The following is a 26035-nucleotide window of genomic DNA, read 5'->3' as shown; positions in this document are numbered from 1 at the left end:
GTTTTGGTTGAGAGACTAAGCATTTGATTTTCAGCTTGAACCGAGATTTTAAGTCGATGGTTACAGATAAGACTGTGACGGTTGATGAAACAGAATATGCCTGGCGGCACTAGCGCGGTGGTCCCACCTGACCCCATGCCGAACTCAGAAGTGAAACGCCGTAGCGCCGATGGTAGTGTGGGGTCTCCCCATGCGAGAGTAGGGAACTGCCAGGCTCCAATTAAGCAAAAAGCCCTGTACTGACGTACAGGGCTTTTTGCTGTCTGCGATTTACGAAAATTACACTCATCTCCTCCCTCTAATCCTCTGAAGATCATGCCTGTACGCAGTTTAATCCACTATTTCTAAAATCCGTGCTTAAGTGAAACATTTTCAACTATCTTATGAATACTCGACATTTGACATATGTCGGGTTATCTTCAGCTATCTGGATGTCTAAACGTTTAAACGTATGTTGTGAGGATATAAGGTTATGCCAATTCGGGTGCAGGATGAGTTACCAGCCGTCAATTTCCTGCGGGATGAGAATGTCTTTGTTATGACTACATCGCGCGCAAGCAACCAGGAGATCCGTCCGCTAAAGGTGCTCATACTTAATCTGATGCCGAAAAAGATTGAGACCGAAAACCAGTTTTTGCGTCTGCTTTCTAACTCTCCCCTGCAGGTTGACGTCCAGCTGTTACGCATCGACTCCCGTGAATCCCGTAATACACCGACTGAACATCTCAACAATTTCTACTGCAACTTCGAAGATATTCAGGATGAAAATTTTGATGGTCTGATTGTCACAGGAGCCCCACTTGGCCTGGTAGAATTTAACGATGTTGCGTATTGGCCACAGATCGAACAGGTGATTCATTGGGCAAAAGATCATGTTACCTCAACACTCTTTGTGTGTTGGGCTGTGCAGGCTGCACTGAATATTCTCTACGGCATCCCTAAACAAACGCGCAATGATAAGCTGTCTGGCGTTTATGCACACAACCTCACTTACCCACATGCCTTGTTAACTCGCGGTTTTGACGACACTTTTCTGGCACCACACTCACGCTACGCAGATTTCCCCGCATCATTGATTCGTGACTATACCGATCTTGAAGTTCTGGCTGAATCAGAAGAGGGGGATGCGTACTTATTTGGCAGCAAAGACAAGCGTATCGCATTTGTCACCGGCCATCCGGAATATGATTCGCACACACTGTCAGGTGAGTATTTCCGCGATGTAGAAGCAGGCTTGAACCCTGAAGTGCCATATAACTATTTCCCTGGTAACGATCCGCAGAAGAAGCCACATGCAACATGGCGTAGCCACGGGAATTTGCTGTTCACCAACTGGCTAAACTACTACGTCTACCAGATCACTCCATTCGATCTGCGCAATATGAATCCAACGCTCGACTAAGCGTTTCAGCATCCCGTCACCTCTACGATCAAGGCACTTTAAGGTGCCTTTTTTGTTTTCTAAAAACACATTCCCCAAATGAATAAATTTTAATTTCATATATATCAATGTGATAAATGATTTTCATTTCAAAAATGGAAATTGTTTTTGATTTTAAAAAATCATGAAGTAGTCTTAACTCTGTTGAATGAAAACCAGACACTGGACGTACCAGATCTATTTGGCATGATCGATGGGATAAGACGAGGGGAGAAATCCAATGACACAACAGACAGTTAGCGCAGAGTTGGCCTTTAGCCAGCCGTTTGGTGAACCAGAGCGACAGATTCTGACGCCTGATGCAGTAGAGTTTCTCAGTGAGCTCGTCACCCGCTTTACACCGCAGCGTAATAAGCTACTGGCGGCACGCACCGTTCAGCAGGCTGAGATTGACGCAGGGAAACTTCCAGATTTTATTTCGGAAACCAGTTCCATTCGTGAATCAGAATGGACTATTCGCGGTATTCCGGCCGATTTACTCGACCGCCGCGTTGAGATCACCGGGCCTGTCGAACGCAAAATGGTGATTAACGCGCTGAATGCTAACGTCAAAGTTTTTATGGCTGACTTTGAAGACTCCCTCGCTCCCAGCTGGAGCAAAGTGATCGACGGCCAAATCAACCTGCGCGACGCCATTCGCGGGACGATCAGCTGGACTAACGAAGCCGGTAAAATCTACCAGTTGAAGCCTGATCCAGCCGTATTAGTCTGCCGTGTTCGTGGCCTGCACTTACCAGAAAAACATGTCACCTGGCGTGATGAGCCTATTCCAGGCAGCTTGTTCGACTTCGCACTCTACTTCTTCCATAACGTGGACGCCTTGCAGGCAAAAGGTAGCGGCCCGTATTTCTACCTGCCAAAAACGCAATCCTGGCAAGAAGCGGCCTGGTGGAGTGAAGTCTTCAGTTTTACTGAAGATCATTTCTCTCTGCCGCGTGGCACCATTAAAGCGACGTTGCTGATTGAAACGCTCCCTGCGGTATTCCAGATGGACGAGATCCTGCATGCGCTGCGAGATCACATTGTGGGGCTGAATTGTGGCCGCTGGGATTACATTTTCAGCTACATCAAGACACTAAAGAATCATCCGGATCGCGTCCTTCCGGACAGGCAGTCCGTCACCATGGACAAACCCTTCCTGAATGCTTATTCGCGCTTGCTGATTAAAACCTGTCATCGCCGTGGTGCTTTCGCCATGGGCGGCATGGCGGCATTTATTCCAAGTAAAGACAGCCAGCGTAACTACTGGGTGCTTAACAAAGTTAAAGCCGACAAACAAATGGAAGCGACCAATGGCCATGACGGCACATGGATTGCGCATCCGGGCCTTGCTGACACAGTGATGGAGGTCTTTAGCAAAGCGTTGGGCGACGATAAAAACCAGCTTCCTGTTTTGCGTGAAGAAGACGCACCGATTACTGCCGCACAACTGCTTGAACCTTGTCCTGGTGAGCGCACAGAAGCGGGTATGCGAGCCAATATTCGCGTGGCGGTGCAGTACATCGAAGCATGGATTTCTGGCAATGGTTGCGTACCGATTTACGGCTTGATGGAAGATGCTGCGACCGCAGAGATTTCCCGTACTTCTATCTGGCAGTGGATTCATCATGAAAAAACGTTGAGTAACGGTGAGACAGTCACTAAGGCGCTGTTCAGCCAAATGCTGGCTGAAGAAATGTTCGTTATTCAGGAAGAATTAGGTGACAAGCGTTTCAGCCAGGGGCGTTTCGATGAAGCCGCTCGCCTGATGGAGCAAATCACCACTTCCGATACGTTAATCGACTTCCTGACGCTGCCAGGCTACCGCCTGCTTGCCTGAACCCTACACAAATAAAAATATGGAGCATCTACAATGAAAACCTCACGCACCCAACAAATCCAACAATTACAACAAGACTGGACACAACCACGCTGGGAAGGCATTAAGCGCCCGTATAGCGCAGAAGAAGTCATTAAGCTGCGCGGCTCGGTGAATCCGGAATGTACCCTGGCGCAAAATGGCGCGGCCAGGATGTGGCGTTTGCTACATGGCGAATCGAAAAAAGGTTATATCAATAGCCTGGGTGCGTTAACTGGCGGGCAAGCGTTACAACAGGCAAAAGCAGGTATTGAAGCCATCTATCTTTCTGGTTGGCAGGTGGCGGCAGATGCCAACCTGTCTTCCAGCATGTACCCGGACCAATCGCTATACCCGGCAAACTCAGTCCCTGCGGTGGTCGATCGGATCAACAATACTTTCCGCCGCGCCGATCAGATCCAATGGGCCTCGAACATTGAAGAAGGGGATCCGCGCTATGTCGATTACTACCTGCCGATCGTCGCCGATGCCGAAGCGGGTTTTGGTGGCGTACTGAACGCATTCGAGCTGATGAAATCGATGATTCAGGCCGGTGCCGCTGCCGTTCACTTTGAAGACCAACTGGCATCCGTGAAGAAATGCGGACACATGGGCGGCAAGGTACTGGTACCGACTCAGGAAGCCATTCAGAAACTGGTTGCTGCTCGTCTTGCTGCTGACGTTATGGGCGTATCGACGCTGGTGATTGCCCGTACCGACGCCGATGCTGCGGATTTGATCACCTCTGATTGCGACGAATACGACCGCGAATTTGTCACTGGTGAGCGCACACAAGAAGGCTTCTACCGCACTCGTGCTGGTATCGAACAAGCAATCAGCCGCGGCCTGGCCTATGCGCCGTACGCCGATTTGGTGTGGTGTGAAACGTCAAAGCCAGACCTTGAGCAGGCGCGCCGTTTTGCCGATGCCATTCATGCTCGCTTCCCTGGTAAATTACTGGCCTACAACTGCTCGCCATCATTTAACTGGAAGAAAAATCTTGATGACAAAACCATCGCGTCCTTCCAGGAGGAGCTGTCAGCAATGGGTTACAAATACCAGTTCATTACACTGGCAGGCATTCACAGCATGTGGTTCAACATGTTCGACCTGGCGCACGCTTACGCGCAGGGAGAGGGGATGCGTCATTACGTTGAGAAAGTCCAGCAACCAGAATTTGCCGCAGCACCTGAAGGCTACACCTTCGTTTCCCATCAGCAGGAAGTGGGCACGGGTTATTTCGACCGAGTGACGACGATTATTCAGGGCGGCGCGTCTTCGGTGACGGCGTTAACGGGTTCGACGGAAGAAGAACAGTTCTAAAACAACCCTCATCCCAACCTTCTCCCTGGGGAGAAGGAGAAAAACACGATCCATCCTTTCTTCCTCAGTTCACAGGGAGAAGGAGAAAAACACGATCAATCCCCTCTCCCTCAGGGAGAGGGCCAGGGTGAGGGTGGAAAACACCACGGAGTAACTCATGACTCGTCGGCTGGAACTGTTAATTGCCCACACCATCCTGCAAGGTTTTGACGCGCAGTATGGGCGCTTTCTTGAGATAACTGCCGGAGCGCAGCAGCGCTTCGAGCAGGCTGACTGGCATGCGGTTCAGCGGGCGATGAAAAGCCGCATCCATCTTTATGATCACCATGTTGGCCTGGTGGTGGAGCAATTGCGCTGTATCACGGGCGGCCAAAATACTGACGACGAGTTTTTATTGCGTGTTAAAGCGCAGTACACCCAATTGTTACCCGATTACCCTCGTTTCGAAATCGCTGAAAGCTTCTTCAATTCTGTTTATTGTCGCCTCTTCGATCACCGCTCGTTATCTCCCGAGCGGCTTTTTATCTTCAGCTCTCAGGATGAAAAACGTTTCCGTACTATCCCCCGTCCGCTGTCAAAAACCTTTACCCCGGCTTTAGGATGGCAGCCACTTTTGCGTTCCTTGCTCAGAGATTTACCTTTGCGCCTGCCGTGGCAAGATTTAGCACGTGATGCGGGTTACATCATTGCGCATCTCAACGAAACCTTTGGTGCTGAGGCTTTGCAGCAGGCTTCCCTCGACATTGCCAACGAGCTGTTTTATCGCAACAAAGCCGCCTGGCTGGTCGGGAAGCTGGTGCTTCCGACGGGCAAGGTGCCGTTTTTGCTGCCGATTCATCGCACCGATGACGGATATTTAGTGGTGGATACCTGCTTAACCAGCAGCGCCGAAGCCAGCATTGTTTTTGGTTTCGCCCGTTCCTACTTTATGGTTTATGCCCCACACCCTGCGGCTCTGGTGGAATGGTTACGTGAGCTGCTCCCCGGCAAAACCACCGCTGAACTGTATATGGCGATTGGCTGCCAGAAACACGGTAAAACCGAAAGTTATCGTGAATATCTGACCTACATTTCTGCTACCGATGAGCAGTTTATTGAAGCGCCAGGCATTCGTGGCATGGTGATGCTGGTGTTTACGCTCCCCGGTTTTGATCGGGTATTTAAGGTGATTAAAGACAAGTTTGCGCCGCAAAAAGAGGTGACCGCCGAACGCGTGCGCGAATGCTATCAACTGGTCAAAGAGCACGATCGTGTCGGGCGCATGGCCGATACCCAGGAGTTTGAAAACTTTGTGCTGTCTAAACATCAAATTAGCCAGCCGCTGTTGGCATTATTACAGCAGGAAGTTCCTGAAAAACTCACCGACCTCGGTGACCGCATCGCCATCAGCCATCTTTATATTGAACGCCGAATGGTGCCGCTGAATTTGTGGCTGGAACAGGTCGAAGGCCAGCAATTACGAGATGCCGTTGAGGAATATGGCAACGCGATTCGCCAGCTTGCGGCGGCGAATATTTTCCCCGGTGACATGCTGTTTAAGAACTTTGGCGTGACACGCCACGGGCGGGTGGTGTTCTACGATTACGATGAAATTTGCTATATGACCGAGGTGAATTTCCGCGACGTCCCGCCGCCGCGTTATCCGGAGGACGAACTCTCTGCCGAGCCGTGGTACAGCGTGGCGCCAGGCGACGTGTTCCCTGAAGAATTCCGCCACTACTTATGCGCCGACCCGCGTATTCGCCAGATATTTGATGAAATGCACAGCGACTTGTTCCGTGCGGATTACTGGCGCGCATTGCAGGAGCGTATCCGCAACGGGCATGTGGAAGATGTTTTTGCTTATCGCAAACGTCAGCGGTTTATTCTCCGTTTCGGAGAATTGAAGCAGGCGGGTTAACGCCCGCCGCCGTAAGCCTGGGTAATCTCTTTGGCTGCTTTTATCACTAACGCACCCAACTCGGTTACGCGATCATCTGTCACGCGAGAAATTGGCCCGGAAATCGAAATCGCCGCAAACGCTTCATGATGCTCATCATAAATACACGCCGCCACACAACGCAGCCCCAGCGCATGTTCTTCATCATCAAATGAATAACCGCGTTTGCGGGTTTGCGCTAAATCTTCTTTCAGATGCAGCGGGGAAGTGAGCGTGGCAGGCGTATAGCTGTGCAGCCCTTTGCGGTGCAGCAACGTCACGACTTCGTCATCACTCAGATTGGCGAGAAACACCTTGCCTGCGCCAGAGGCATGCATCGGCAATTTGCCACCAATCGGTGCCGACATCCGCATCAGTTGAGCGCATTGCACCTGGTCGATAATAATCGCCTGATGGTCGCTATGGTCAAGCACCGCCAGATTCACCGTTTCGCCGGAATCTTCCATCAGCTTGCGCAGCATCGGGTGAACAATCGCTAACAGATTACGGCTTTGCAGGAAGCTACTGCCGACGACAAACGCATGTGCGCCAATCGTCCAGTGGCCCAAATCGCCAATCTGGCGAACAAAGCCAAGCTGTTGCATGGTAGTCAGCAGACGATGCGTAGTGGAATTAGGTAAGCCAGCTTGCTGTGCAAGTTCAGTGAGTGCCACGCTACCGTGCGATTCGGCAATCCATTCAAGCAGTTTCAAACCGCGAGTTAATGACTGAACCTGTCCGGTAGGCTGTGGTGCAGCCACTGTGGCTGTACGTGGTTTTTTTCCACGTTTGGCGGGAACGGCAGCGACCATAACTGACTCCTGTTTTCATATCGTGGAAATCATTTTCGTTTTATTTGGCGATAATGCAACCTGCATCCAACTCATCGGATCAGTCAGGTGAACATGTCTCATGTTCCATTGCTTTGCGCCCATTACAACTTGTGACAGTATGATTGGTTAGGCTGACAGGCTTGGGTAAACAGGTGGGAGCGAGAGTGAGCAATAAATTAGAAAAACTGCATCAGCAGTTGCAGCAACGCATTTTGGTACTGGATGGTGGTATGGGAACCATGATCCAGAGCTACCGTCTTGATGAGAGCGATTTCCGGGGTGAACGCTTTGCAGACTGGCCGTGTGACCTGAAAGGGAACAACGATTTGCTGGTGCTGAGCAAACCGGAAATTATTGCCGCCATTCACTACGCCTACTTTGAAGCCGGTGCCGACATCGTCGAAACCAACACCTTCAACTCAACAACCATCGCGATGGCGGATTACCAAATGGAATCCCTGTCGGCGGAAATTAACTACGAGGCGGCAAAACTTGCCCGCGCTTGTGCCGATGAATGGACCGCACGCACACCGGAAAAACCGCGCTACGTGGCTGGGGTATTAGGCCCAACCAACCGTACTGCGTCTATTTCACCTGACGTGAACGACCCGGCATTCCGTAACGTCACTTTTGATCAGCTGGTGGAGGCTTATCGCGAATCCACACGTGCGCTGGTGGAAGGCGGTGCAGATCTCATCATGATTGAAACGGTGTTCGATACCCTGAACGCCAAAGCCGCTATTTTTGCGGTGAAAACCGAATTTGAAGCGCTGGGTGTCGACCTGCCAATCATGATTTCCGGCACCATTACCGACGCCTCAGGCCGCACCCTTTCCGGGCAAACCACCGAAGCTTTCTATAACTCATTACGCCATGCCGATGCGCTGACCTTCGGCCTGAACTGTGCGTTGGGGCCAGATGAACTGCGTCAGTACGTGGCTGAGCTTTCACGCATTGCTGACTGCTACGTCACCGCACACCCGAACGCCGGCCTGCCAAATGCTTTTGGTGAATACGATCTCGATGCCGATGAAATGGCGCGCCAGATTGGCGAATGGGCGCAGGCAGGTTTCCTGAACATCATCGGCGGCTGCTGCGGTACCACGCCTGCGCACATCGCGGCGATGAGCAAAGCCGTTGAAGGCGTTGCCCCACGTAAACTACCAGACCTGCCAGTGGCATGCCGTCTGGCAGGGCTTGAACCGCTGAACATCGGCGCTGACAGCCTGTTCGTCAACGTCGGTGAACGTACCAACGTCACCGGCTCCGCCAAATTTAAGCGCCTGATCAAAGAAGAAAAATATAACGAAGCGCTAGAAGTGGCATTGCAACAGGTCGAAAGTGGCGCGCAAATCATCGACATCAACATGGATGAAGGGATGCTCGATGCCGAAGCGGCGATGGTGCGTTTCCTCAACCTGATTGCCGGTGAGCCAGACATTGCCCGCGTGCCAATCATGATTGACTCCTCGAAATGGGACGTCATCGAAAAAGGCCTGAAGTGCATTCAGGGCAAAGGCATCGTTAACTCCATCTCAATGAAAGAAGGTGTTGAGGCATTTATCCATCACGCCAAACTGGTGCGCCGCTACGGTGCCGCGATGGTGGTGATGGCGTTTGACGAAGTCGGCCAGGCTGATACTCGCGAGCGCAAAATCGAAATTTGCCGCCGCGCCTATAAAATTCTGACTGAAGAAGTCGGCTTCCCGCCAGAAGACATTATTTTCGACCCGAATATCTTTGCCGTCGCGACCGGAATCGAAGAGCACAACAACTACGCCCAGGATTTTATCGGCGCGTGTGCTGACATTAAACGCGAACTGCCGCATGCGATGATTTCCGGCGGCGTGTCGAACGTGTCGTTCTCCTTCCGTGGCAACGACCCGGTGCGCGAAGCCATTCACGCCGTATTCCTCTATTACGCCATCCGTAACGGCATGGACATGGGCATCGTTAACGCCGGGCAACTGGCGATTTACGATGATTTGTCTGCGGAGTTGCGTGATGCCGTCGAAGACGTGATCCTCAACCGTCGTGATGACAGTACCGAACGTTTGCTGGATCTGGCCGAGAAATATCGCGGTAGTAAAAGTGACGACGGCGCGGCCGCGCAACAAGCCGAATGGCGTAGCTGGGACGTGAAAAAGCGCCTTGAATACTCACTCGTGAAAGGTATCACTGAGTTTATTGAACTCGACACCGAAGAAGCTCGTCAGCAGGCTGAACGCCCGATTCAGGTTATTGAGGGCCCGCTGATGGATGGCATGAACGTGGTTGGCGACCTGTTTGGCGAAGGGAAAATGTTCCTGCCGCAGGTGGTGAAATCTGCCCGCGTGATGAAACAGGCGGTGGCGTATCTCGAACCGTACATTGAAGCTAGCAAAGAAAAAGGCTCAACCAACGGCAAAATCGTGCTCGCCACGGTGAAAGGCGATGTCCACGACATCGGCAAAAATATCGTTGGCGTGGTGCTGCAATGTAATAACTACGAAATCATCGACCTCGGCGTAATGGTGCCAACCGAGAAGATTTTGAAAACCGCGCGTGAAGTGGGCGCAGATATTATCGGCCTGTCCGGGCTGATTACGCCGTCGCTGGACGAAATGGTTAACGTTGCCAAAGAGATGGAGCGCCAGGGCTTTACGTTGCCGCTGCTGATTGGCGGGGCGACCACTTCTAAAGCGCATACGGCGGTAAAAATCGAGCAGAACTACAGCGGCCCAACGGTTTACGTGCAGAACGCCTCGCGTACCGTCGGCGTGGTTTCAGCGCTACTCTCGCCAACACAGCATGACGATTTCGTAGAACGTACACGCAAAGAATATGTCACCGTGCGTACCCAACATGGCCGTAAAAAACCGCGCACTCCACCGGTGTCGCTTGCTGCCGCACGTGAAAACGATCTGGCATTTGATTGGTCAAGCTACACGCCTCCGGTACCACACCGCCCGGGTGTGCAGGAAGTGACCGCCAGCATCGAAACGCTGCGCAATTACATCGACTGGACGCCATTCTTTATGACCTGGTCGCTGGCCGGGAAATATCCGCGCATCCTTGAAGATGAAGTGGTGGGTGAAGAGGCACAGCGCCTGTTTAAAGATGCTAACGATATGCTGGACAAACTGCATACCGAAAAACTCCTGACGCCGCGTGGCGTGGTGGGGATTTTCCCGGCAAACCGCGTGGATGATGACATTGAAATCTACCGCGATGAATCTCGTACCCAAGTACAAACTGTGGCGCACCATCTGCGTCAGCAGACCGAGAAAGTCGGTTTTGCCAACTACTGTCTGGCTGATTTTGTCGCGCCAAAACATAGTGGCAAAGAAGATTACATCGGCGCGTTTGCGGTCACTGGCGGTATGGAAGAAGACGCACTGGCAGAAGGTTATGAAGCGCAGCATGATGATTACAACAAAATCATGGTGAAAGCGTTGTCTGACCGTCTGGCTGAAGCGTTTGCTGAGTATCTGCATGAGCGGGTGCGTAAAGTTTACTGGGGCTATGCACCAACAGAAAACCTCAGCAACGAAGAGCTTATCCGCGAAAACTACCAGGGGATTCGCCCGGCACCGGGCTATCCGGCCTGCCCGGAACACACTGAAAAAGCGACTATCTGGGAATTGCTGGATGTAGAAAACGTGATCGGCATGAAACTTACCGAGTCCTACGCCATGTGGCCTGGTGCTTCCGTTTCTGGTTGGTACTTCAGCCATCCTGACAGCAAATACTACGCTGTAGCGCAGATTCAACGTGACCAGGTGGAAGATTACGCGCGTCGCAAAGGGATGTCGGTGACCGATGTTGAACGCTGGTTAGCTCCGAACCTGGGCTACGACGCGGACTAACATTCGCACGCCTTCATCCCAACCTTCTCTCCCAGGAGAAGGAGCACACCGTTTATGCCCTCTCCCTCGTGGAGAGGAGCTTACCACCTTATTCCCTCCCCCTCGTGGAGAGGCGCTTCCCGCCTTATTCCCTCTCCCTCAGGGAGAGGGTCAGGGTGAGGGTGGTTTACATCTCGAATCGTTTAATTGTCGCCATGCGTTATATACTGGAATTTATTAAGTAAAAACCTCCAGGAGAACGCGTGCTTACTTTACTGCATCTGCTTTCTGCGGTGGCGCTACTGGTCTGGGGCACACACATTGTGCGTACCGGCATCATGCGAGTGTATGGGGCCAATCTCCGTAGCGTGCTCAGCCGCAGTGTTGAAAAAAAACCGTTCGCCTTCTGCGCGGGTATTGGTGTCACTGCGCTGGTGCAAAGCAGCAACGCCACCACCATGTTGGTGACATCGTTTGTTGCCCAGGATTTGGTGGCTCTCACACCGGCGCTGGTCATCGTGCTGGGCGCGGATGTAGGGACGGCGCTGATGGCGCGAATCCTGACTTTCGATCTTTCCTGGCTGTCGCCGCTACTCATCTTCCTTGGCGTGATTTTCTTCCTCAGCCGTAAACAGACGCGGGCGGGCCAACTCGGGCGCGTCGGTATCGGCCTTGGGTTGATTTTATTGGCGCTGGAATTGATTGTTGCCGCCGTCACGCCGATAACCCAGGCTTCCGGTGTACAGGTGATTTTCGCCTCGCTAACAGGCGACATCATGCTCGATGCACTGATTGGCGCGATGTTTGCGATTATCAGTTATTCCAGCCTCGCTGCCGTGTTGCTGACCGCCACGCTGACCTCTGCCGGTATCATCTCGTTTGATGTCGCGCTGTGTCTGGTGATTGGTGCTAACCTCGGTTCTGGCCTGTTGGCGATGATCAACAACAGCACCGCGAATGCAGCGGCGCGCCGAGTCGCGTTAGGGAGCCTGCTGTTCAAGCTGGTGGGCGGTATCATCGTGCTGCCGTTCGTGCATATTCTGGCGGATGCGATGCAGAAACTGTCGCAGCCGGAATCTGAACTGGTTATCTATTTCCACGTCTTCTACAACCTGATTCGCTGCCTGGCGATGGTGCCGTTTGCCGGGGCGATGGCGCGTTTTTGCCGTAGGGTGATTAGCGAAGTCCCTGAAGTCGATGCGCGTATGAAGCCGAAACATCTGGATGTCACCGCGCTGGATACTCCGGCGCTTGGGCTATCGAACGCTGCGCGTGAAACCTTACGCATGGGGGATGTGCTTGAGCAAATGCTGGATACCTGGAGCAAGGTGATGCACGGCGAACCGCGCCAGGAAAAAGAGCTGCGCAAACTCGCTGACGATGTCGATGTGCTGTATACCGCGATTAAACTGTATATGGCGCAGATGCAGAAAGAAGAGCTGGCGGAAGTCGAATCGCGACGCTGGGCGGAAATTATCGAGATGTCGCTAAACCTCGAACAGGCGGCGGATATTCTCGAACGTATGGGTAGTGAAGTCGCCGATAAATCGTTAGCTGCGCGCCGGGCATTTTCCCCGGATGGCCTGAAAGAACTGGATATTCTGCTTCAGCAACTCACCAGCAACCTGAAACTCAGTCTGTCGGTATTCTTCTCCGCGGATGTGAACAGCGCGCGCCGTTTGCGCCGTAATAAACATCGCTTCCGCATTCTGAACCGCCGCTTCTCGCATGCCCACGTTGATCGTCTGCATCAGCAAAACGTGCAGAGTATCGAAACCAGCTCACTTCATCTGGGCTTGCTCGGCGATATGAAGCGCCTGAACTCGTTATTCTGCGCCGTGGCCTACAGCGTTCTGGAACAACCCGACGATGATGATCGTGATGAATACTAATTTTCCTGCATGAATCATCAGCTTATAATCCGTTCTGTTGATGGATTAAAAATGGAATTTAATGATGAAGCTAAAACTAAAACAGATGTTGGCAGGTGTAGTGTGTATTGCAGCATTGGCAGGATGTTCGGCGTTAGACAGGACTGAACCGGTTCGCACGCCACGGACGATAATCACCTCTCATGTCACGACTGAGCAGGTTAAGGAGGCGATTATCACCGCCGGACAAGGGCGCGACTGGATTATGTCGGTAGCGGGGCCTGGCGTCATTAATGCGACACAAAACATTCGCAAGCACAGCGTCACTGTGCGTATTAACTACAGCGAGAAAGATTACTCAATTAACTATGTAAACAGCGTGAATTTACTGGCCTCTGGTGGCGAAATTCACCGCTCGTATAATCATTGGGTCAATAACCTCGATAAAGATATTCAGAAACGGTTAGCCATTGTTGCGGCGACACCTGCAAAATAAACACCCCTCTACGGGCAATGAACTTCGCGTTTGTTGCCCGAGTCTGTTCGCATCGCCCCTCAGGTAAGGTATATTCCAGGTTTTACGGAGGAACCATGCTGACCAACTCATCTATACGTCTGAACAAATACATTAGCGAGAGCGGTATCTGCTCCCGTCGTGATGCCGATCGTTACATCGAACAGGGAAATGTTTTCATCAACGGCAAACGCGCCGCGATTGGCGACCAGGTATTTGCCGGAGATGTGGTGAAGGTCAACGGTCAGTTAATTGAACCCCGTGATGAAGACGACCTGGTGCTTATCGCGCTGAACAAGCCTGTGGGTATCGTGAGTACCACCGAAGATGGCGAAAAAGACAACATTGTCGATTTTGTTAACCACAGTAAACGCGTGTTCCCGATTGGCCGTTTAGATAAAGACTCCCAGGGGTTGATTTTCCTCACCAATCACGGCGATTTGGTGAATAAAATCCTGCGTGCCGGGAATGACCATGAAAAAGAGTACGTCGTCACGGTCAATAAACCAGTCACCGACGAGTTCATACGTGGCATGGGCGCAGGTGTGCCTATGCTGGGAACGGTCACCAAGAAATGCAAAGTGAAGAAAGAAGCGCCGTTTGTGTTTCGCATCACTTTGGTACAAGGGCTTAACCGTCAGATTCGCCGTATGTGCGAACATTTTGGTTATGAAGTGACGAAGCTTGAGCGGACTCGCATTATGAACGTCAGCATGAAAGGGGTACCGCTGGGTGAATGGCGTGATTTAACCGATGATGAATTGGTTGAGCTGTTTAAATTGATTGAGAACTCTTCTTCCGAGGCGAAGCCTGCGAAAAAGCCAAAATCCAAACCTACCGTTGCCAAAAAACCGGTAAGTGCAGGGCCAAAGAGCAGCGCGAAAACCCCGGCAGAGCTTGCTTCGCGCAAACGCTTTGCCCAGCCAGGGCGCAAAAAGAAAGGGCGCTAGTTAGCGCTTTCCGCGTGAATGGCTGTTGGCAGACCAGGAATAGGTTGCAGAAGTATCTGGTTTTGCTGCTTTTTGCTTTTTGATTTGGCGAACTTTTTTAGCTGCTTGTTCACGCGCTTCCATTAGTTGGTCGATATAAGTTTTTTTAACGTGGTTGATTTCTGAGTTTGTCAGGGGACGACCATGGGCGATGCGTGCGCGGTCTAGCCGCGTTTTCAATTCGCGCTGCTCGGCTTCGGTCATATCTTGTTGTGTCAGTCTTGATGTGGACATTGTTGCGGCCTCTTAAGAAGTGGCCTCCAGTGTAAAGCAAAGTGCCCGCTAGCTCAGTAAAAATCAGCGTCTGGTCGCAAAGTTACCCTAAAATGTTGGTAAATATGCTCAGTTGCAATGGCAAGATTGTCATCGTTTCGCTGAGTTAAAAGCAAAAAGCCCGGTTTCCCGGGCAGTTTGCTCAATCAGAGTTGAATCAGGCGCGGCGTTTTTTCAAATGCTTACCGTTGTTTTCATCAATCGGTTTGCCAGACCAGTAACCCGCCAGAATCGAGCCGGACAGATTGTGCCACACCGAGAACAGTGCGCCAGGTAGTGCAGCTAATGGCGAGAAGTAGATCTTACCGAGAGTCGCCGCAAGGCCTGAGTTCTGCATACCCACTTCAATTGCCAGTGTGCGGCACGTGGATTCATCAAATCCAAACAGCTTCCCGCCCCAATATCCGCTCAGTAACCCAATACCGTTATGCAAAATCACAGCGATGATAACCATCAGGCCAACAGACGCGATATGCGAAGCTGAACCCGCCACTACGGCACTGATAATCGCCAGAATACAGAGCATCGAAAACGCCGGTAAATAGGGCTCTACACGCTTTACAAGGCGCGGGAAAAGATGATGCACAATCAATCCAAGGCCAATCGGAATGACCACGATTTGCAGGATGCTCAGCAACATACCCACTATATCCACTTTGATATCCGCATCGACATACAAACGCGTCAGCAAAGGTGTCGCAAAAACCCCGACCAGTGTGGAAACCGAGGAAATGGTTACTGAGAGCGCCACATCGCCTTTTGCCAGATAAATCATCACGTTTGACGCTGTGCCACTTGCCACACTTCCTACCAGAACCATGCCTGCGGAAAGGTCAGGTGGCATATGGAACAGCTTTGCCAGAACCCATGCTGCCAGCGGCATGATCAAATAGTGCAGAAAAGTCCCTGCCGCAACAGGAGCTGGGCGTGATAGCACCCGTTTAAAATCATCTATGCGCAGATGCACACCCATACCAAACATAATCAGCATCAACAGCGTGCTGACCCACGGGCCGATGGGCGTGAACGTTGCGGGAGTGTAATAGGCGAGTACAGACAGCAGAACCGCCCAGAGCGGAAACAGCCGGGTGAATACAGCGAGCATATTGAGATCCTTGCAAGTGTTGTGTTGTTTTATGGTTATAAAAATGCCGGGATCGAGCCCGGCACTTGGTATTCATGGCATGAGATTAAAATTTATTCAAACAGATTGTGATGAAGTTTTTGCACCACTTGTTCAACATCGTCTCCCGGCACCAGGAAGCACAGGTTATAGCTGGATGCGCCGTAGCAAATCATGCGGATATTGAACGGCTCGAGTACGCCGAAGACCTCTTTACCCACGCCACAAGCTTTGGACAGGTTGTTACCGATGATAGCGACCAACGCGAGGTTTTCTTCCACTTCCACACGGCATAACGAAGAAAGTTCGGTCAGCAATGCAGTGGTCAGCAGGCTTTCATCGGTAGACGTTGAGCCGGTGGTATCCAGCGTCAGTGCGATGCTCACTTCGGAAGTGGTAATCAAATCTACGGAAATATTGTGGTGTGCCAGAATATTGAACACTTCTGCGAGGAAGCCGTGAGCATGCAGCATACTCAGGCTGTTTAGTGTCACCAGGGTTTGCTTGCGACGGACCGCCAGCGCACGGAACAACGGCGGATTATCGGTTTGGTTGCACACCAGGGTGCCACCCGCTTTGGGATCTTTGCTGGAGCCAACAAACACCGGAATATCGCAACGCACAGCAGGCAATAATGTTGCAGGATGCAGGACTTTTGCACCGAATGTCGCCATTTCAGCGGCTTCTTCGAAGGCGATTTTATCGATGCGTTTTGCCGCTGGCACCATGCGTGGATCGGTGGTGTAAATGCCCGGAACGTCAGTCCAGATATCTACACGGGTTGCTTTCAACGCTTCACCCAACAGTGCCGCAGTATAGTCGCTGCCGCCACGGCCAAGCGTAGTGGTGCGGCCTTTGGCTTCGCTACCGATAAAGCCTTGAGTAATCACCAGAGATTGTACCAGACGCGGTTGAAGCTGCTGGGTCGCCAGTTCTGCTAAGGTTGCCACATCCGGTTCAGCACGGCCAAAACGGTCGTTGGTACGCATGATTTTACGAATATCAAACCATTGCGCATCCACTTTTCGTTCACGCAGGATTTCGACAAACAGCAGCGTAGACATTAATTCACCGTGGCTGACCAGTTCGTCAGTTAACGCGGTGGATGTCGCCAGTGATGCGGCTTCAGCAAGCGTGGTGATGTTTTCCAGCAGGCGTTCAATCTCTTCGCGAATAATCTGCGGATTAGCCAAACGCTCGACGATGTCATATTGAATTTTGCGAATAGCATCGAGCTTAACGAAACGCTCGGTCGCTTCCAGGCCTTGCGCCAGGGCAACCAGTAAATTGGTGATACCCGCAGAAGCGGAAAGCACCACTACGCGAACGTTTTCATCAGCAAGCACAACATCGGCGCTGCGGTTCATTGCGTCGTAATCGGCTACGCTTGTGCCGCCAAATTTGGCAATAACGGTTTGTGGGTAAGACATTACAACCTCGTGTCAGGGACCAATCCGTCATTCTTCAGCCTGCATCTTTGTTGGATACACTCGAATCATTACGGGGTAATGGCATTAAATTTTCAGCCTTGGCACAAGGGGGGAGCGGGAAAGGGGCAGACGTAGAAAAGAAGACTGAACTACGGATACACCCAGAAGCGCCCCACCTTGTCTACCCAGAGTCTGTACATCACAGCGCAATATTCCGGGTATAAGCATCCAACTGCCGAATGCTTCAGGTGACAACCCAAGGGATTCAGCCCTTGTAGTCGATAATATCCGCTGCCATACGCACATTACCTCGGCGTCGCTCCCCCTCCTGTGTCGTCTTCGGATTGGCTCCTCAAACACGATACCTGGGCGACGCACCTCTTCTGGCTTACTCACAAGTGAGCAAGTAGCCGTATACAAATAAAATGGAACGCGACAGAAGTCAACGCCTGGAAGTTGAGGAGTTTTCATTCTGCACCAGTGCAATCAGGGTGCAGGGTAAGGTCGGAGCAGTGGGGCCATTTATAGCAGTAGTTTTTCCTTCTTCCAGACGGGAAAATAATGGCACTACACCGCGATTTTTCTCCAAATAATCCAGCCAGCCAAAATTTTCATTTAGTCGCGTCGCTTTGATGGTTGCACCTTTGGCCAACTGACTGCTTAAACTGCTCCAGGTGACATCTTCAGGAAAAAATTTCTCGTGACGACGAAAACGAGCACTTTCGTTGCTGGTTCGACCTTTTAATGCGGAACCGGAGCGGATGGAAAAAACATTTTCACTGCCGAAAATATGGCTGAAATGATAAACCGCCAGTGCGTTTTGATGCCGATTGGGCGAAAGTACCAGCACTTGCGCAATATTGCTTAAATCGAAGTGGTTTTCCGCATGCTCAGACCACGCGTTCCCGAGCAACCATCCAAACAGCCCGCCGCAGGCTAAACCGAACACCACAGTTTGCGCCGCCCACGCCAGCCATCGTGCCGCCAGTGAGCTGATGGTGATAATCACCAATAGAAGAGGTACGGACAGTTCCGTAAATTTTTTACCTTACCTGGATTACGAAGCCATACTGTTTTTCTCAGTGTAGACGCGCTCTGCGTGGGCGGAACCAGGCGCGACGACTTTTTAGCTGGCACATAATCTGAAACGGTATTCCCGATACAAGGGTAGAAAAATCATCACAAATCCCGTTTTGTGGATATACAATTGACCGCAGTCACAGTTCTCAAATCAAAAGGGTATCGCTATGAAAAATATCAACCCAACGCAGACCGCTGCATGGCAGGCTTTGCAGGCGCATTTTGACGAAATGAAAGACGTCACCATCGCTGAGCTTTTCGCGCAGGATGCCGACCGTTTTGCTAAGTTCTCCGCTACTTTCGACGATTCAATGCTGGTGGATTACTCCAAAAACCGCATCACCGAAGAAACCCTGTCGAAGCTGCAGGCTTTGGCGAAAGAGACTGATTTGCAGGGCGCAATTAAGTCCATGTTCTCTGGTGAGAAGATTAACCGTACTGAAGACCGTGCTGTGCTGCACGTAGCGCTGCGTAACCGTAGCAACACGCCAATCGTCGTTGATGGCAAAGATGTGATGCCAGAAGTGAACGCAGTGCTTGAGAAGATGAAAACCTTCTCCGAAAGCATTATTAGCGGCAACTGGAAAGGCTACACCGGTAAAGCGATTACTGATGTGGTTAACATCGGTATCGGCGGTTCTGATCTTGGCCCATTCATGGTGACCGAAGCGCTGCGTCCGTACAAAAACCACCTCAACATGCACTTTGTGTCTAACGTTGATGGCACGCATATCGCTGAAGTGCTGAAGAACGTTGACCCGGAAACCACGCTGTTCCTGGTAGCCTCTAAAACCTTCACCACTCAAGAAACCATGACCAACGCCCACAGCGCGCGCGACTGGTTCCTGGCAACTGCTGGCGATAACAAACACGTTGCGAAACACTTTGCTGCGCTGTCGACCAACGCGAAAGCTGTCGGTGAGTTTGGTATTGATACTGCCAATATGTTTGAGTTCTGGGACTGGGTCGGTGGCCGTTACTCCCTGTGGTCGGCGATCGGCCTGTCGATCATTCTGTCTGTCGGCTATGAAAACTTTGTTGAACTGTTGTCCGGCGCGCATGCCATGGATAAACACTTCGCCAATACGCCAGCAGAACAAAACCTGCCAGTGCTGTTAGCGCTGATCGGCATCTGGTACAACAACTTCTTTGGTGCTGAAACCGAAGCGATTCTGCCATACGACCAGTACATGCACCGTTTTGCGGCTTACTTCCAGCAAGGCAACATGGAATCCAACGGTAAATACGTTGACCGTAACGGCAACGCTGTTGATTACCAGACTGGCCCAATCATCTGGGGCGAGCCGGGCACTAACGGCCAGCACGCGTTCTACCAGCTGATTCACCAGGGCACCAAAATGGTTCCTTGTGATTTCATCGCACCAGCAACCAGCCATAACCCGCTTTCCGACCACCATCCAAAACTGCTGTCTAACTTCTTCGCGCAGACAGAAGCGCTGGCGTTTGGCAAAGCTCGCGATGTGGTTGAGCAAGAATATGCCGACCAGGGTAAAGACCCGAAAACACTGGAACACGTTGTACCGTTCAAAGTCTTCGAAGGTAACCGCCCAACTAACTCCATCCTGCTACGTGAAATCACACCGTTCAGCCTCGGTGCACTGATTGCGCTGTATGAGCACAAGATCTTCACTCAGGGTGCCATTCTGAACATCTTCACGTTTGATCAGTGGGGCGTGGAATTAGGGAAACAACTGGCTAACCGCATTTTGCCGGAGCTGGGTGATAATGCAGAAATCAGCAGCCACGACTCTTCAACGAATGGTCTGATTAACCGTTACAAGTCCTGGCGCTAATACCCGTCATACTTCAAATATAAGCCGGCGTTATGCTGGCTTATTTATTTAAAGGGGAATATAAGATAATTCCCCTTGCCGCATAATATCTGTTTATTTCTCCGCTGAGGTTAATCCTAAAATTCACTATATCCTGATAATTCAGGAGGTTTACTTTCGGATTAATTAGATTGATATGCTTTTTATAAATATTTTAACTTGTTGTTTTATATGCATATGAATAAAAATTAATATCTGGTTGTTGTTATATTTCCATTTATCTTAAAGCACTGCTGATATTCCCCTCTGCGGCCTAACACTATTACTAGTTGTGTATACTCGAAACCGCCTGAAATTCCTTTTGGGCAAATCTCCATTCATTCAATGAAGGGAAATAGTTATGAAGAAAGTTCTTTATGGCGCTTTAGCCATATTCACGCTGGCAACTGCTGGCGCGGCGAGTGCTGACCCGGTAGCGGTGGGTGAAGCTGCCGGCGCACAAGCAACTTCTGTGTCCGCAGGTAGTTCTACTGCGACCAGCGCCAGCACTGTCGGGTCGGCAGTGGGTGTAGCACTTGCGGCAACCGGTGGCGGCGATGGCTCCAATACCGGAACCACCACTACCACCACGACCAGCACCCGTTAATTTCACGGGTGATTTAACCCTAACCACACTTCGGTGTGGTTATTTCGAATCCGGGAAAACCTCGTGCAGCGACTCGCAACTTTTCTTGTCTGCCTGTTACTTCAGGCCTGCTCCGACACCACTCAAGGTCTTGGTACCTCGCTTTGGCACAGCATTGTGGGTGAGGATGGCGTGCAGCTAACCCATGACGAAATCCAGAATATGCGCTACGCCAGCCAGTACATGCGCCTCAATAACGGCCCGCAAATATTCGTCGTGCTGGCGTATGACGAAAATGGCCAGCAAAAGTGGGTCACGCAAGACCGGGCGATGGTCGTCACTGAAAATGGCCGCATCGTAAAAACCACCGGTCTTGGTGACAACCTCCAGCAAGTGACCAATATGGCGAGCGACCCGCTGGCAAAAGCGAATCAAATTGTCGATGGCATAAGCTGGACGCGGCAAATGGCCTGGACCGAACACCAGCAAGTACGCATGGCTTCGGCGCGTTCAACGTTTACCTGGGACGGCACCGACACGCTGAACGTGGCTGAAAGCACCACGCCGGTGCGCATTCTTGATGAAGAAATCACCGCGCTGGATAAAACCTGGCATAACCGCTTCTGGATAGACAGCGCAGGCCAGGTACGCCAGTCAAAACAATATCTTGGCCCTGATTATTGGCCTGTCACCACGATTCTGTTGAAGGCGGCGAAAGAATGAAAATAAAAGCTATGACGCGTTCTTCAACCACATGGTGGATGACACTACGTTTATCCACCCTACGGTTTTGTAGGTCGGATAAGCGCAGCGTCATCCGACGGGTTTTAGCGGCATTTTGCTTATCCACCCTTCAATTTAGCGCTTACGCCGCTGGAAACGTGACGATTTATCCACAAAATCAAACCATTAAAAACGTAGAACGGCTGGCCGACTTAGTGACTCAACCTTCATTGGCGAACGCCTGGTGGCCGGGTGCGGTGATAAGCGAACGCCAGGCTTCGGCGGCTGAAGAACAACAACACCAGAAATTACTGGCTTCGTTGAGCGCATTAGCCGCCGGGGAAGACGGTGATGATGCGGCGGCAATTAACGGTGTGCGCCAGCAAATGCAGGCCGTTCACGCTACCGGACGCCAGTTTGTTGATCTCGACCCCGACTGGGTACGCGTGCATCCGCGGGCCAATGTCCCGCTGCAAGGCGATTACAGCCTGTGGGCAGGAGTGCAGCCGGCCACCATCACGCTGGTGGGGTTGGTGAGTTCACCAGGGGCGAAGCCTTTTGTGGCAGGGCGCAGCGCGGATGAATATCTCGATGGCATCGACAAACTCAGTGGTGCCGATCGCAGTTTTGCATGGGTTATCTATCCAGATGGCAAAACGCAAAAAGCGCCAGTCGCCTACTGGAATAACCGCCACGTCGAACTCACTCCGGGAAGCATCCTGTTTGTCGGCTTTAAAGAGCGCCTGCTTAATTCTGATTTTGAACAAATGAATCAGCAAATCCTTCACTCTCTGACGCATCGGAGACCGGATTGATGAAGAAGAAAACGCTCTACAGTTTGCTGGCGCTGGCAGTTTCATCGGCTTGCCAGGCTGAAACTTTCCCGGCTCCTGTTGGCCCATCGCAATCGGATTTCGGCGGCGTCGGTTTGCTGCAAACTCCCACGGCCCGCATGGCGCGCGAAGGGGAATTTAGCCTCAACTATCGCGATAACGATCAGTACCGCTTTTACTCGGCTTCAGTGCAATTGTTCCCATGGCTGGAAACGACGCTGCGCTACACCGATGTGCGCACCAAACAGTACAGTAGTGTCGACGCTTTCTCGGGCGACCAGACCTACAAAGATAAAGCCTTCGACATGAAAGTCCGTCTTTGGGAGGAAGGGTATTACTTGCCGCAAGTGGCGGTAGGGTTCCGTGACTTAGGCGGTACCGGGCTGTTTGACAGCGAATATATCGTGGCGAGCAAAGCCTGGGGGCCGTTCGATTTTACCCTCGGAATGGGCTGGGGTTACATGGGCACCAGCGGTAACGTGAAAAATCCATTCTGCGAAGTGAGCAATGGTTTTTGCTATCGCGATAACAGCTACAACCAGGCCGGTTCGTTCAACTTTAGCGGCATGTTCCATGGCCCTGCATCATTGTTTGGCGGCATCGAATACCAGACTCCGTGGCAACCGCTGCGCCTGAAACTGGAATACGAAGGTAATAATTACACGCAAGATTTTGCCGGGAAACTCGAACAGCGTAGCAACTTTAACGTCGGTGCTATCTACCGCGTCGCCGATTGGGCCGACGTTAACGTCAGCTATGAGCGTGGCAATACCCTGATGTTTGGCGTCACGTTACGCACTAACTTCAACGATTTGCGCCCAGGTTATAACGATAATCGCCGCCCGCAATATCAGCCGCAACCGCAAGATGAAATTTTGCAACCGACGGTGGTGGCGAATCAGCTCACGCAGCTCAAATACAACGCCGGTCTGGCGAACCCGAATATTCAGGTAAAAGGCGATACCTTGTATGTGACTGGCGAGCAGGTGAAATACCGCGACTCCCACGAAGGGATTGAGCGTGCCAACCGTATCATCATGAACGACCTGCCGGAGAATATCCGCACGGTTCGAATTACCGAAACGCGTCTGAATCTGCCGCAGGTAACGACAGAAACAGACGTTGCGAGTCTGCGCGATCATCTTGAAGGTGAGCCGCTGGGGCATGAAACGCAACTGGTACAAAAGCGCGTTGAGCCGATCATTCCTGAGAAAACCGAGCAGGGTTATTTCATCGATAAATCGAAGCTGAATTTCGCGATTAACCCGGTGCTCAACCAGTCTGTCGGCGGGCCAGAAAGCTTCTATATGTATCAGGTTGGCGTGATGGGCACTGCCGACTGGTGGGTGACGGATCACTTGCTGACCACCGGCAGTCTGTTTGCCAACATCGCCAATAACTACGACAAATTTAACTACACCAATCCTCCGAATGATTCGACGTTGCCGCGTGTACGTACTCACGTCCGTGATTACGTCGAGAACGATATTTACGTCAACAACCTGCAAGCTAACTACTTCCAGTATTTGGGCAACAGCTGGTATGGACAGGTGTACGGCGGTTATCTCGAAACCATGTATGGCGGGGTTGGGGCGGAAGTGTTGTATCGTCCGGTCGACAGTAACTGGGCAATTGGTGCCAATGCCAACTACGTCAAACAGCGTGACTGGACCAGCTCGCTGGACATGATGAAGTTCACCGACTACAGCGCGCCAACTGGCCATATCACCGGTTACTGGACACCACCGTTTGCCGAAGATGTGCTGGTTAAACTCAGCATTGGCCAATATCTGGCAAAAGATAAAGGCGGCACGCTGGAGATCTCGAAACGCTTCGACAGCGGCGTGGTGGTGGGGACGTACGCGACCATTACTAATGTGTCGAAAGAAGAGTACGGGGAAGGGGATTTCACCAAAGGTTTCTACGTCAATGTGCCGTTGGATCTTTTCTCATCATCACCAACCCGCAGCCGCGCGCAAGTGAGCTGGACACCGCTGACGCGTGACGGTGGGCAGATGCTGGGTCGTAAGTTTGAGTTGTATGGGATGACGAGCGATCGGGATATTAATTTCAGGTGATCATGCCCTCACCCCGGCCCCTCTCCCACAGGGAGAGGGGCCGGGGTGAGGGGGCAACATAAGCAGAAAAATTAGATTCAGATCACAGTTTTAACGTATAACAACACCTCGATACCCAAACATGAGGCGTTCTTATGACAACCACCCCCCGCGTTGAACTCATCGCTAAAGTTATGCAAACGGTCCTCAATCTGGCGTTGCTTGCGCTCGGCGTAATCCTCATCATCTTCCTGGGTAAAGAAACGCTGCACTTAGCCACCTCGCTGTTTGCGCCCAGCGATCAAGCCAGCAAGTATCAGCTGATTGAAGGGCTGGTGGTTTACTTTCTTTACTTCGAATTTATCGCGTTGATCGTGAAGTACTTTCAATCCGGTTATCACTTCCCACTGCGTTACTTTATCTATATCGGCATCACCGCCATTGTGCGGCTTATCATCATCGACCATAAAGATCCGCGCGATGTATTGATCTACTCGGGGGCGATTTTGTTACTGGTGATCACGCTGTGGTTGTGTAATAGCAGTCGCTTAAAACGAGAATAAAAAAAGGCGGCCCGAAGGCCGCCGGAAATGAGACTAAGTCAAATTGAGGGTTTGCAGTGGCATGACATAAGATGAAGCAATAATCTTATCCTTTCACCCCTCCCGCCGTCAGGCCGCTCACTAGCCAGCGTTGCGCCAGTAAGAACACGACGGTAATCGGGATGGCAGAGAGCACAGCGGCAGCAGCAAAGTCGCCCCACAAATAGTTTTGTGGGTTGAGATATTGCTGCATACCTACCGCCAGGGTGTAGCTGTTGACGTCACGCAGTAACAATGACGCGACTGGCACTTCGGTAATCGCGGCGATAAACGACAGAATAAATACCACTGCCAGAATTGGCACAGACAGCGGCAGCAACACCAGGCGGAAGGCTTGCCATGGAGTTGCACCATCCAGCGCTGCCGCTTCTTCCAGCGAGTTATCGATAGTTTCGAAGTAGCCCTTAATCGTCCACACATGCAGCGCAATACCGCCAAGATAGGCGAAGATCACCCCACCGTGCGTATTCAAACCAATAAACGGAATGTACTGGCCGAGGCGGTCAAACAAGGCATACAACGCCACCAGTGACAATACCGCCGGGAACATCTGGAAAATCAGCATCCCTTTGAGCAACGTGGCTTTGCCAGGGAAACGCATACGGGCAAACGCATAAGCACAAGTGGTTGAAAGCGTGACAATCCCCAGCGCGGTAATCGCCGCAATCTTGATGGAGTTCCACAGCCACAACAGCACCGGGAACGGCGGTGGCGTGGCGCTGCCATCGGCATGTTGCACGCTAAAGCCCAGTGCTAATTTCCAGTGCTCCCAGGAGATTTGATCCGGGATCAGGCTGCCAGTGGCGAAGTTACCCGGGCGCAGTGAAATCGCAATCACCATCAGCAGCGGGAACATAATTGCCGCGATAAATATCAGTAGTAGCAGATGCGTGGTAAACAGACGCAGCTTTTGAGATTTGGGTTGAACCATTGCCATGTGAAT

19 protein-coding genes, 1 rRNA gene, 1 pseudogene and 1 riboswitch are annotated in these 26035 nt (G+C 51.6%); of the genes and pseudogenes, 15 read left to right on the top strand and 6 right to left on the bottom strand.

Going from position 1 to position 26035, the window contains the following annotated elements:
* The first annotated feature begins 99 nt into the window (after positions 1 to 99).
* The 5 genes from rrf to aceK all read left to right on the top strand — a co-directional run bounded on the left by rrf (position 100) and on the right by aceK (position 6501).
* A 5S ribosomal RNA gene (gene rrf, locus MNO13_RS23005) occupies positions 100 to 215 on the top strand.
* A 257-nt stretch (positions 216 to 472) separates the two neighbouring features.
* Entirely contained in the window at positions 473 to 1402 is a 930-nt protein-coding gene (metA, locus tag MNO13_RS23000; RefSeq protein ID WP_133523052.1) for a homoserine O-acetyltransferase MetA, read from the top strand.
* 259 nt (positions 1403 to 1661) lie between these two features.
* Positions 1662 to 3260, top strand: coding sequence for a malate synthase A (gene aceB, locus MNO13_RS22995; protein ID WP_241939353.1), 1599 nt, complete (start codon positions 1662 to 1664; stop codon positions 3258 to 3260).
* A 33-nt stretch (positions 3261 to 3293) separates the two neighbouring features.
* Positions 3294 to 4601 (top strand): isocitrate lyase, encoded by a 1308-nt coding sequence (gene aceA, locus MNO13_RS22990; RefSeq protein WP_241939352.1) that lies wholly within the window; start codon positions 3294 to 3296, stop codon positions 4599 to 4601.
* Positions 4602 to 4758: 157 nt separating this feature from the next.
* Positions 4759 to 6501, top strand: coding sequence for a bifunctional isocitrate dehydrogenase kinase/phosphatase (gene aceK, locus MNO13_RS22985; protein WP_064541325.1), 1743 nt, complete (start codon positions 4759 to 4761; stop codon positions 6499 to 6501).
* Here the strand turns inward: aceK and iclR are convergent.
* Positions 6498 to 7331 carry a glyoxylate bypass operon transcriptional repressor IclR gene (iclR, locus tag MNO13_RS22980; protein WP_064541323.1) on the bottom strand — a complete coding sequence of 278 codons (834 nt, stop codon included), beginning with the start codon at positions 7329 to 7331 and terminating at the stop codon, positions 6498 to 6500. The two genes, aceK and iclR, sit on opposite strands and share 4 nt — an antisense overlap.
* A 185-nt stretch (positions 7332 to 7516) precedes the next feature.
* Between iclR and metH the strand changes: the two genes are divergently transcribed.
* From metH to rluF, 4 genes are all read left to right on the top strand, one after another.
* Positions 7517 to 11200, top strand: a complete 3684-nt coding sequence (gene metH / locus MNO13_RS22975) for a methionine synthase (protein WP_064541318.1) — start codon at positions 7517 to 7519, stop codon at positions 11198 to 11200.
* 242 nt (positions 11201 to 11442) lie between these two features.
* Positions 11443 to 13071, top strand: a complete 1629-nt coding sequence (locus MNO13_RS22970) for a Na/Pi cotransporter family protein (protein ID WP_064541300.1) — start codon at positions 11443 to 11445, stop codon at positions 13069 to 13071.
* Between the two features lie 61 nt (positions 13072 to 13132).
* The gene (locus MNO13_RS22965; protein WP_370090666.1) at positions 13133 to 13546 is read left to right on the top strand and encodes a hypothetical protein; all 414 of its coding nucleotides are present in this window, start codon (positions 13133 to 13135) and stop codon (positions 13544 to 13546) included.
* A gap of 95 nt (positions 13547 to 13641) precedes the next feature.
* Positions 13642 to 14514, top strand: coding sequence for a 23S rRNA pseudouridine(2604) synthase RluF (gene rluF / locus MNO13_RS22960; protein WP_064541294.1), 873 nt, complete (start codon positions 13642 to 13644; stop codon positions 14512 to 14514).
* Here the strand turns inward: rluF and MNO13_RS22955 are convergent, their stop codons facing one another.
* From MNO13_RS22955 to MNO13_RS22940, 4 genes and pseudogenes are all read right to left on the bottom strand, one after another.
* Positions 14515 to 14787: a YjbD family protein gene (locus MNO13_RS22955; RefSeq protein ID WP_064541291.1), complete on the bottom strand. Its 273-nt coding sequence runs from the start codon at positions 14785 to 14787 to the stop codon at positions 14515 to 14517.
* Between the two features lie 196 nt (positions 14788 to 14983).
* The gene (gene panS / locus MNO13_RS22950; protein WP_064541288.1) at positions 14984 to 15931 is read right to left on the bottom strand and encodes a ketopantoate/pantoate/pantothenate transporter PanS; all 948 of its coding nucleotides are present in this window, start codon (positions 15929 to 15931) and stop codon (positions 14984 to 14986) included.
* Between the two features lie 92 nt (positions 15932 to 16023).
* The gene (gene lysC, locus MNO13_RS22945; protein ID WP_064541285.1) at positions 16024 to 17379 is read right to left on the bottom strand and encodes a lysine-sensitive aspartokinase 3; all 1356 of its coding nucleotides are present in this window, start codon (positions 17377 to 17379) and stop codon (positions 16024 to 16026) included.
* 157 nt (positions 17380 to 17536) lie between these two features.
* Positions 17537 to 17770, bottom strand: a riboswitch (Lysine riboswitch).
* Positions 17771 to 17821: 51 nt separating this feature from the next.
* Positions 17822 to 18286, bottom strand: a pseudogene (locus MNO13_RS22940) (sodium:proton antiporter); the annotation flags it as partial.
* 340 nt (positions 18287 to 18626) lie between these two features.
* Here MNO13_RS22940 and pgi point away from each other — a divergent pair.
* The 6 genes from pgi to psiE all read left to right on the top strand — a co-directional run bounded on the left by pgi (position 18627) and on the right by psiE (position 25053).
* On the top strand, positions 18627 to 20273 hold the full coding sequence (gene pgi, locus MNO13_RS22935; protein ID WP_241939351.1) for a glucose-6-phosphate isomerase: 1647 nt from the start codon (positions 18627 to 18629) through the stop codon (positions 20271 to 20273).
* 379 nt (positions 20274 to 20652) lie between these two features.
* On the top strand, positions 20653 to 20898 hold the full coding sequence (yjbE, locus tag MNO13_RS22930; RefSeq protein WP_064541276.1) for an exopolysaccharide production protein YjbE: 246 nt from the start codon (positions 20653 to 20655) through the stop codon (positions 20896 to 20898).
* A 63-nt stretch (positions 20899 to 20961) separates the two neighbouring features.
* Positions 20962 to 21600: a YjbF family lipoprotein gene (locus MNO13_RS22925; RefSeq protein WP_064541274.1), complete on the top strand. Its 639-nt coding sequence runs from the start codon at positions 20962 to 20964 to the stop codon at positions 21598 to 21600.
* A gap of 38 nt (positions 21601 to 21638) precedes the next feature.
* Positions 21639 to 22415 carry a capsule biosynthesis GfcC D2 domain-containing protein gene (locus MNO13_RS22920; RefSeq protein ID WP_241940097.1) on the top strand — a complete coding sequence of 259 codons (777 nt, stop codon included), beginning with the start codon at positions 21639 to 21641 and terminating at the stop codon, positions 22413 to 22415.
* Positions 22415 to 24511, top strand: a complete 2097-nt coding sequence (locus MNO13_RS22915; protein ID WP_064541270.1) for a YjbH domain-containing protein — start codon at positions 22415 to 22417, stop codon at positions 24509 to 24511. The genes MNO13_RS22920 and MNO13_RS22915 overlap by 1 nt, the downstream gene beginning before the upstream one ends.
* Before the next feature lie 134 nt (positions 24512 to 24645).
* On the top strand, positions 24646 to 25053 hold the full coding sequence (psiE, locus tag MNO13_RS22910; RefSeq protein ID WP_064541267.1) for a phosphate-starvation-inducible protein PsiE: 408 nt from the start codon (positions 24646 to 24648) through the stop codon (positions 25051 to 25053).
* An 85-nt stretch (positions 25054 to 25138) separates the two neighbouring features.
* Here psiE and malG read toward each other — a convergent pair whose 3' ends face one another.
* Positions 25139 to 26029 (bottom strand): maltose ABC transporter permease MalG, encoded by an 891-nt coding sequence (malG, locus tag MNO13_RS22905; protein ID WP_241939350.1) that lies wholly within the window; start codon positions 26027 to 26029, stop codon positions 25139 to 25141.
* Between the last annotated feature and the right edge of the window lie 6 nt (positions 26030 to 26035).

The sequence above is a fragment of the Buttiauxella ferragutiae genome (assembly GCF_022637515.1).
Taxonomy (GTDB): domain Bacteria; phylum Pseudomonadota; class Gammaproteobacteria; order Enterobacterales; family Enterobacteriaceae; genus Buttiauxella; species Buttiauxella ferragutiae.
This window is presented reverse-complemented; position numbering and strand designations above follow the sequence as displayed.

What these genes read in the sequence shown, in the direction of transcription:
- metA (WP_133523052.1), top strand. Translation starts at nt 473, where the DNA reads ATGCCAATTCGGGTGCAGGATGAGTTACCAGCCGTCAATTTCCTGCGG.
- aceB (WP_241939353.1), top strand. Translation starts at nt 1,662, where the DNA reads ATGACACAACAGACAGTTAGCGCAGAGTTGGCCTTTAGCCAGCCGTTT.
- aceA (WP_241939352.1), top strand. Translation starts at nt 3,294, where the DNA reads ATGAAAACCTCACGCACCCAACAAATCCAACAATTACAACAAGACTGG.
- aceK (WP_064541325.1), top strand. Translation starts at nt 4,759, where the DNA reads ATGACTCGTCGGCTGGAACTGTTAATTGCCCACACCATCCTGCAAGGT.
- iclR (WP_064541323.1), bottom strand. Translation starts at nt 7,331, where the DNA reads ATGGTCGCTGCCGTTCCCGCCAAACGTGGAAAAAAACCACGTACAGCC.
- MNO13_RS22965 (WP_370090666.1), top strand. Translation starts at nt 13,133, where the DNA reads ATGATGAAGCTAAAACTAAAACAGATGTTGGCAGGTGTAGTGTGTATT.
- rluF (WP_064541294.1), top strand. Translation starts at nt 13,642, where the DNA reads ATGCTGACCAACTCATCTATACGTCTGAACAAATACATTAGCGAGAGC.
- MNO13_RS22955 (WP_064541291.1), bottom strand. Translation starts at nt 14,787, where the DNA reads ATGTCCACATCAAGACTGACACAACAAGATATGACCGAAGCCGAGCAG.
- panS (WP_064541288.1), bottom strand. Translation starts at nt 15,931, where the DNA reads ATGCTCGCTGTATTCACCCGGCTGTTTCCGCTCTGGGCGGTTCTGCTG.
- lysC (WP_064541285.1), bottom strand. Translation starts at nt 17,379, where the DNA reads ATGTCTTACCCACAAACCGTTATTGCCAAATTTGGCGGCACAAGCGTA.
- pgi (WP_241939351.1), top strand. Translation starts at nt 18,627, where the DNA reads ATGAAAAATATCAACCCAACGCAGACCGCTGCATGGCAGGCTTTGCAG.
- yjbE (WP_064541276.1), top strand. Translation starts at nt 20,653, where the DNA reads ATGAAGAAAGTTCTTTATGGCGCTTTAGCCATATTCACGCTGGCAACT.
- MNO13_RS22920 (WP_241940097.1), top strand. Translation starts at nt 21,639, where the DNA reads ATGACACTACGTTTATCCACCCTACGGTTTTGTAGGTCGGATAAGCGC.
- MNO13_RS22915 (WP_064541270.1), top strand. Translation starts at nt 22,415, where the DNA reads ATGAAGAAGAAAACGCTCTACAGTTTGCTGGCGCTGGCAGTTTCATCG.
- psiE (WP_064541267.1), top strand. Translation starts at nt 24,646, where the DNA reads ATGACAACCACCCCCCGCGTTGAACTCATCGCTAAAGTTATGCAAACG.
- malG (WP_241939350.1), bottom strand. Translation starts at nt 26,029, where the DNA reads ATGGCAATGGTTCAACCCAAATCTCAAAAGCTGCGTCTGTTTACCACG.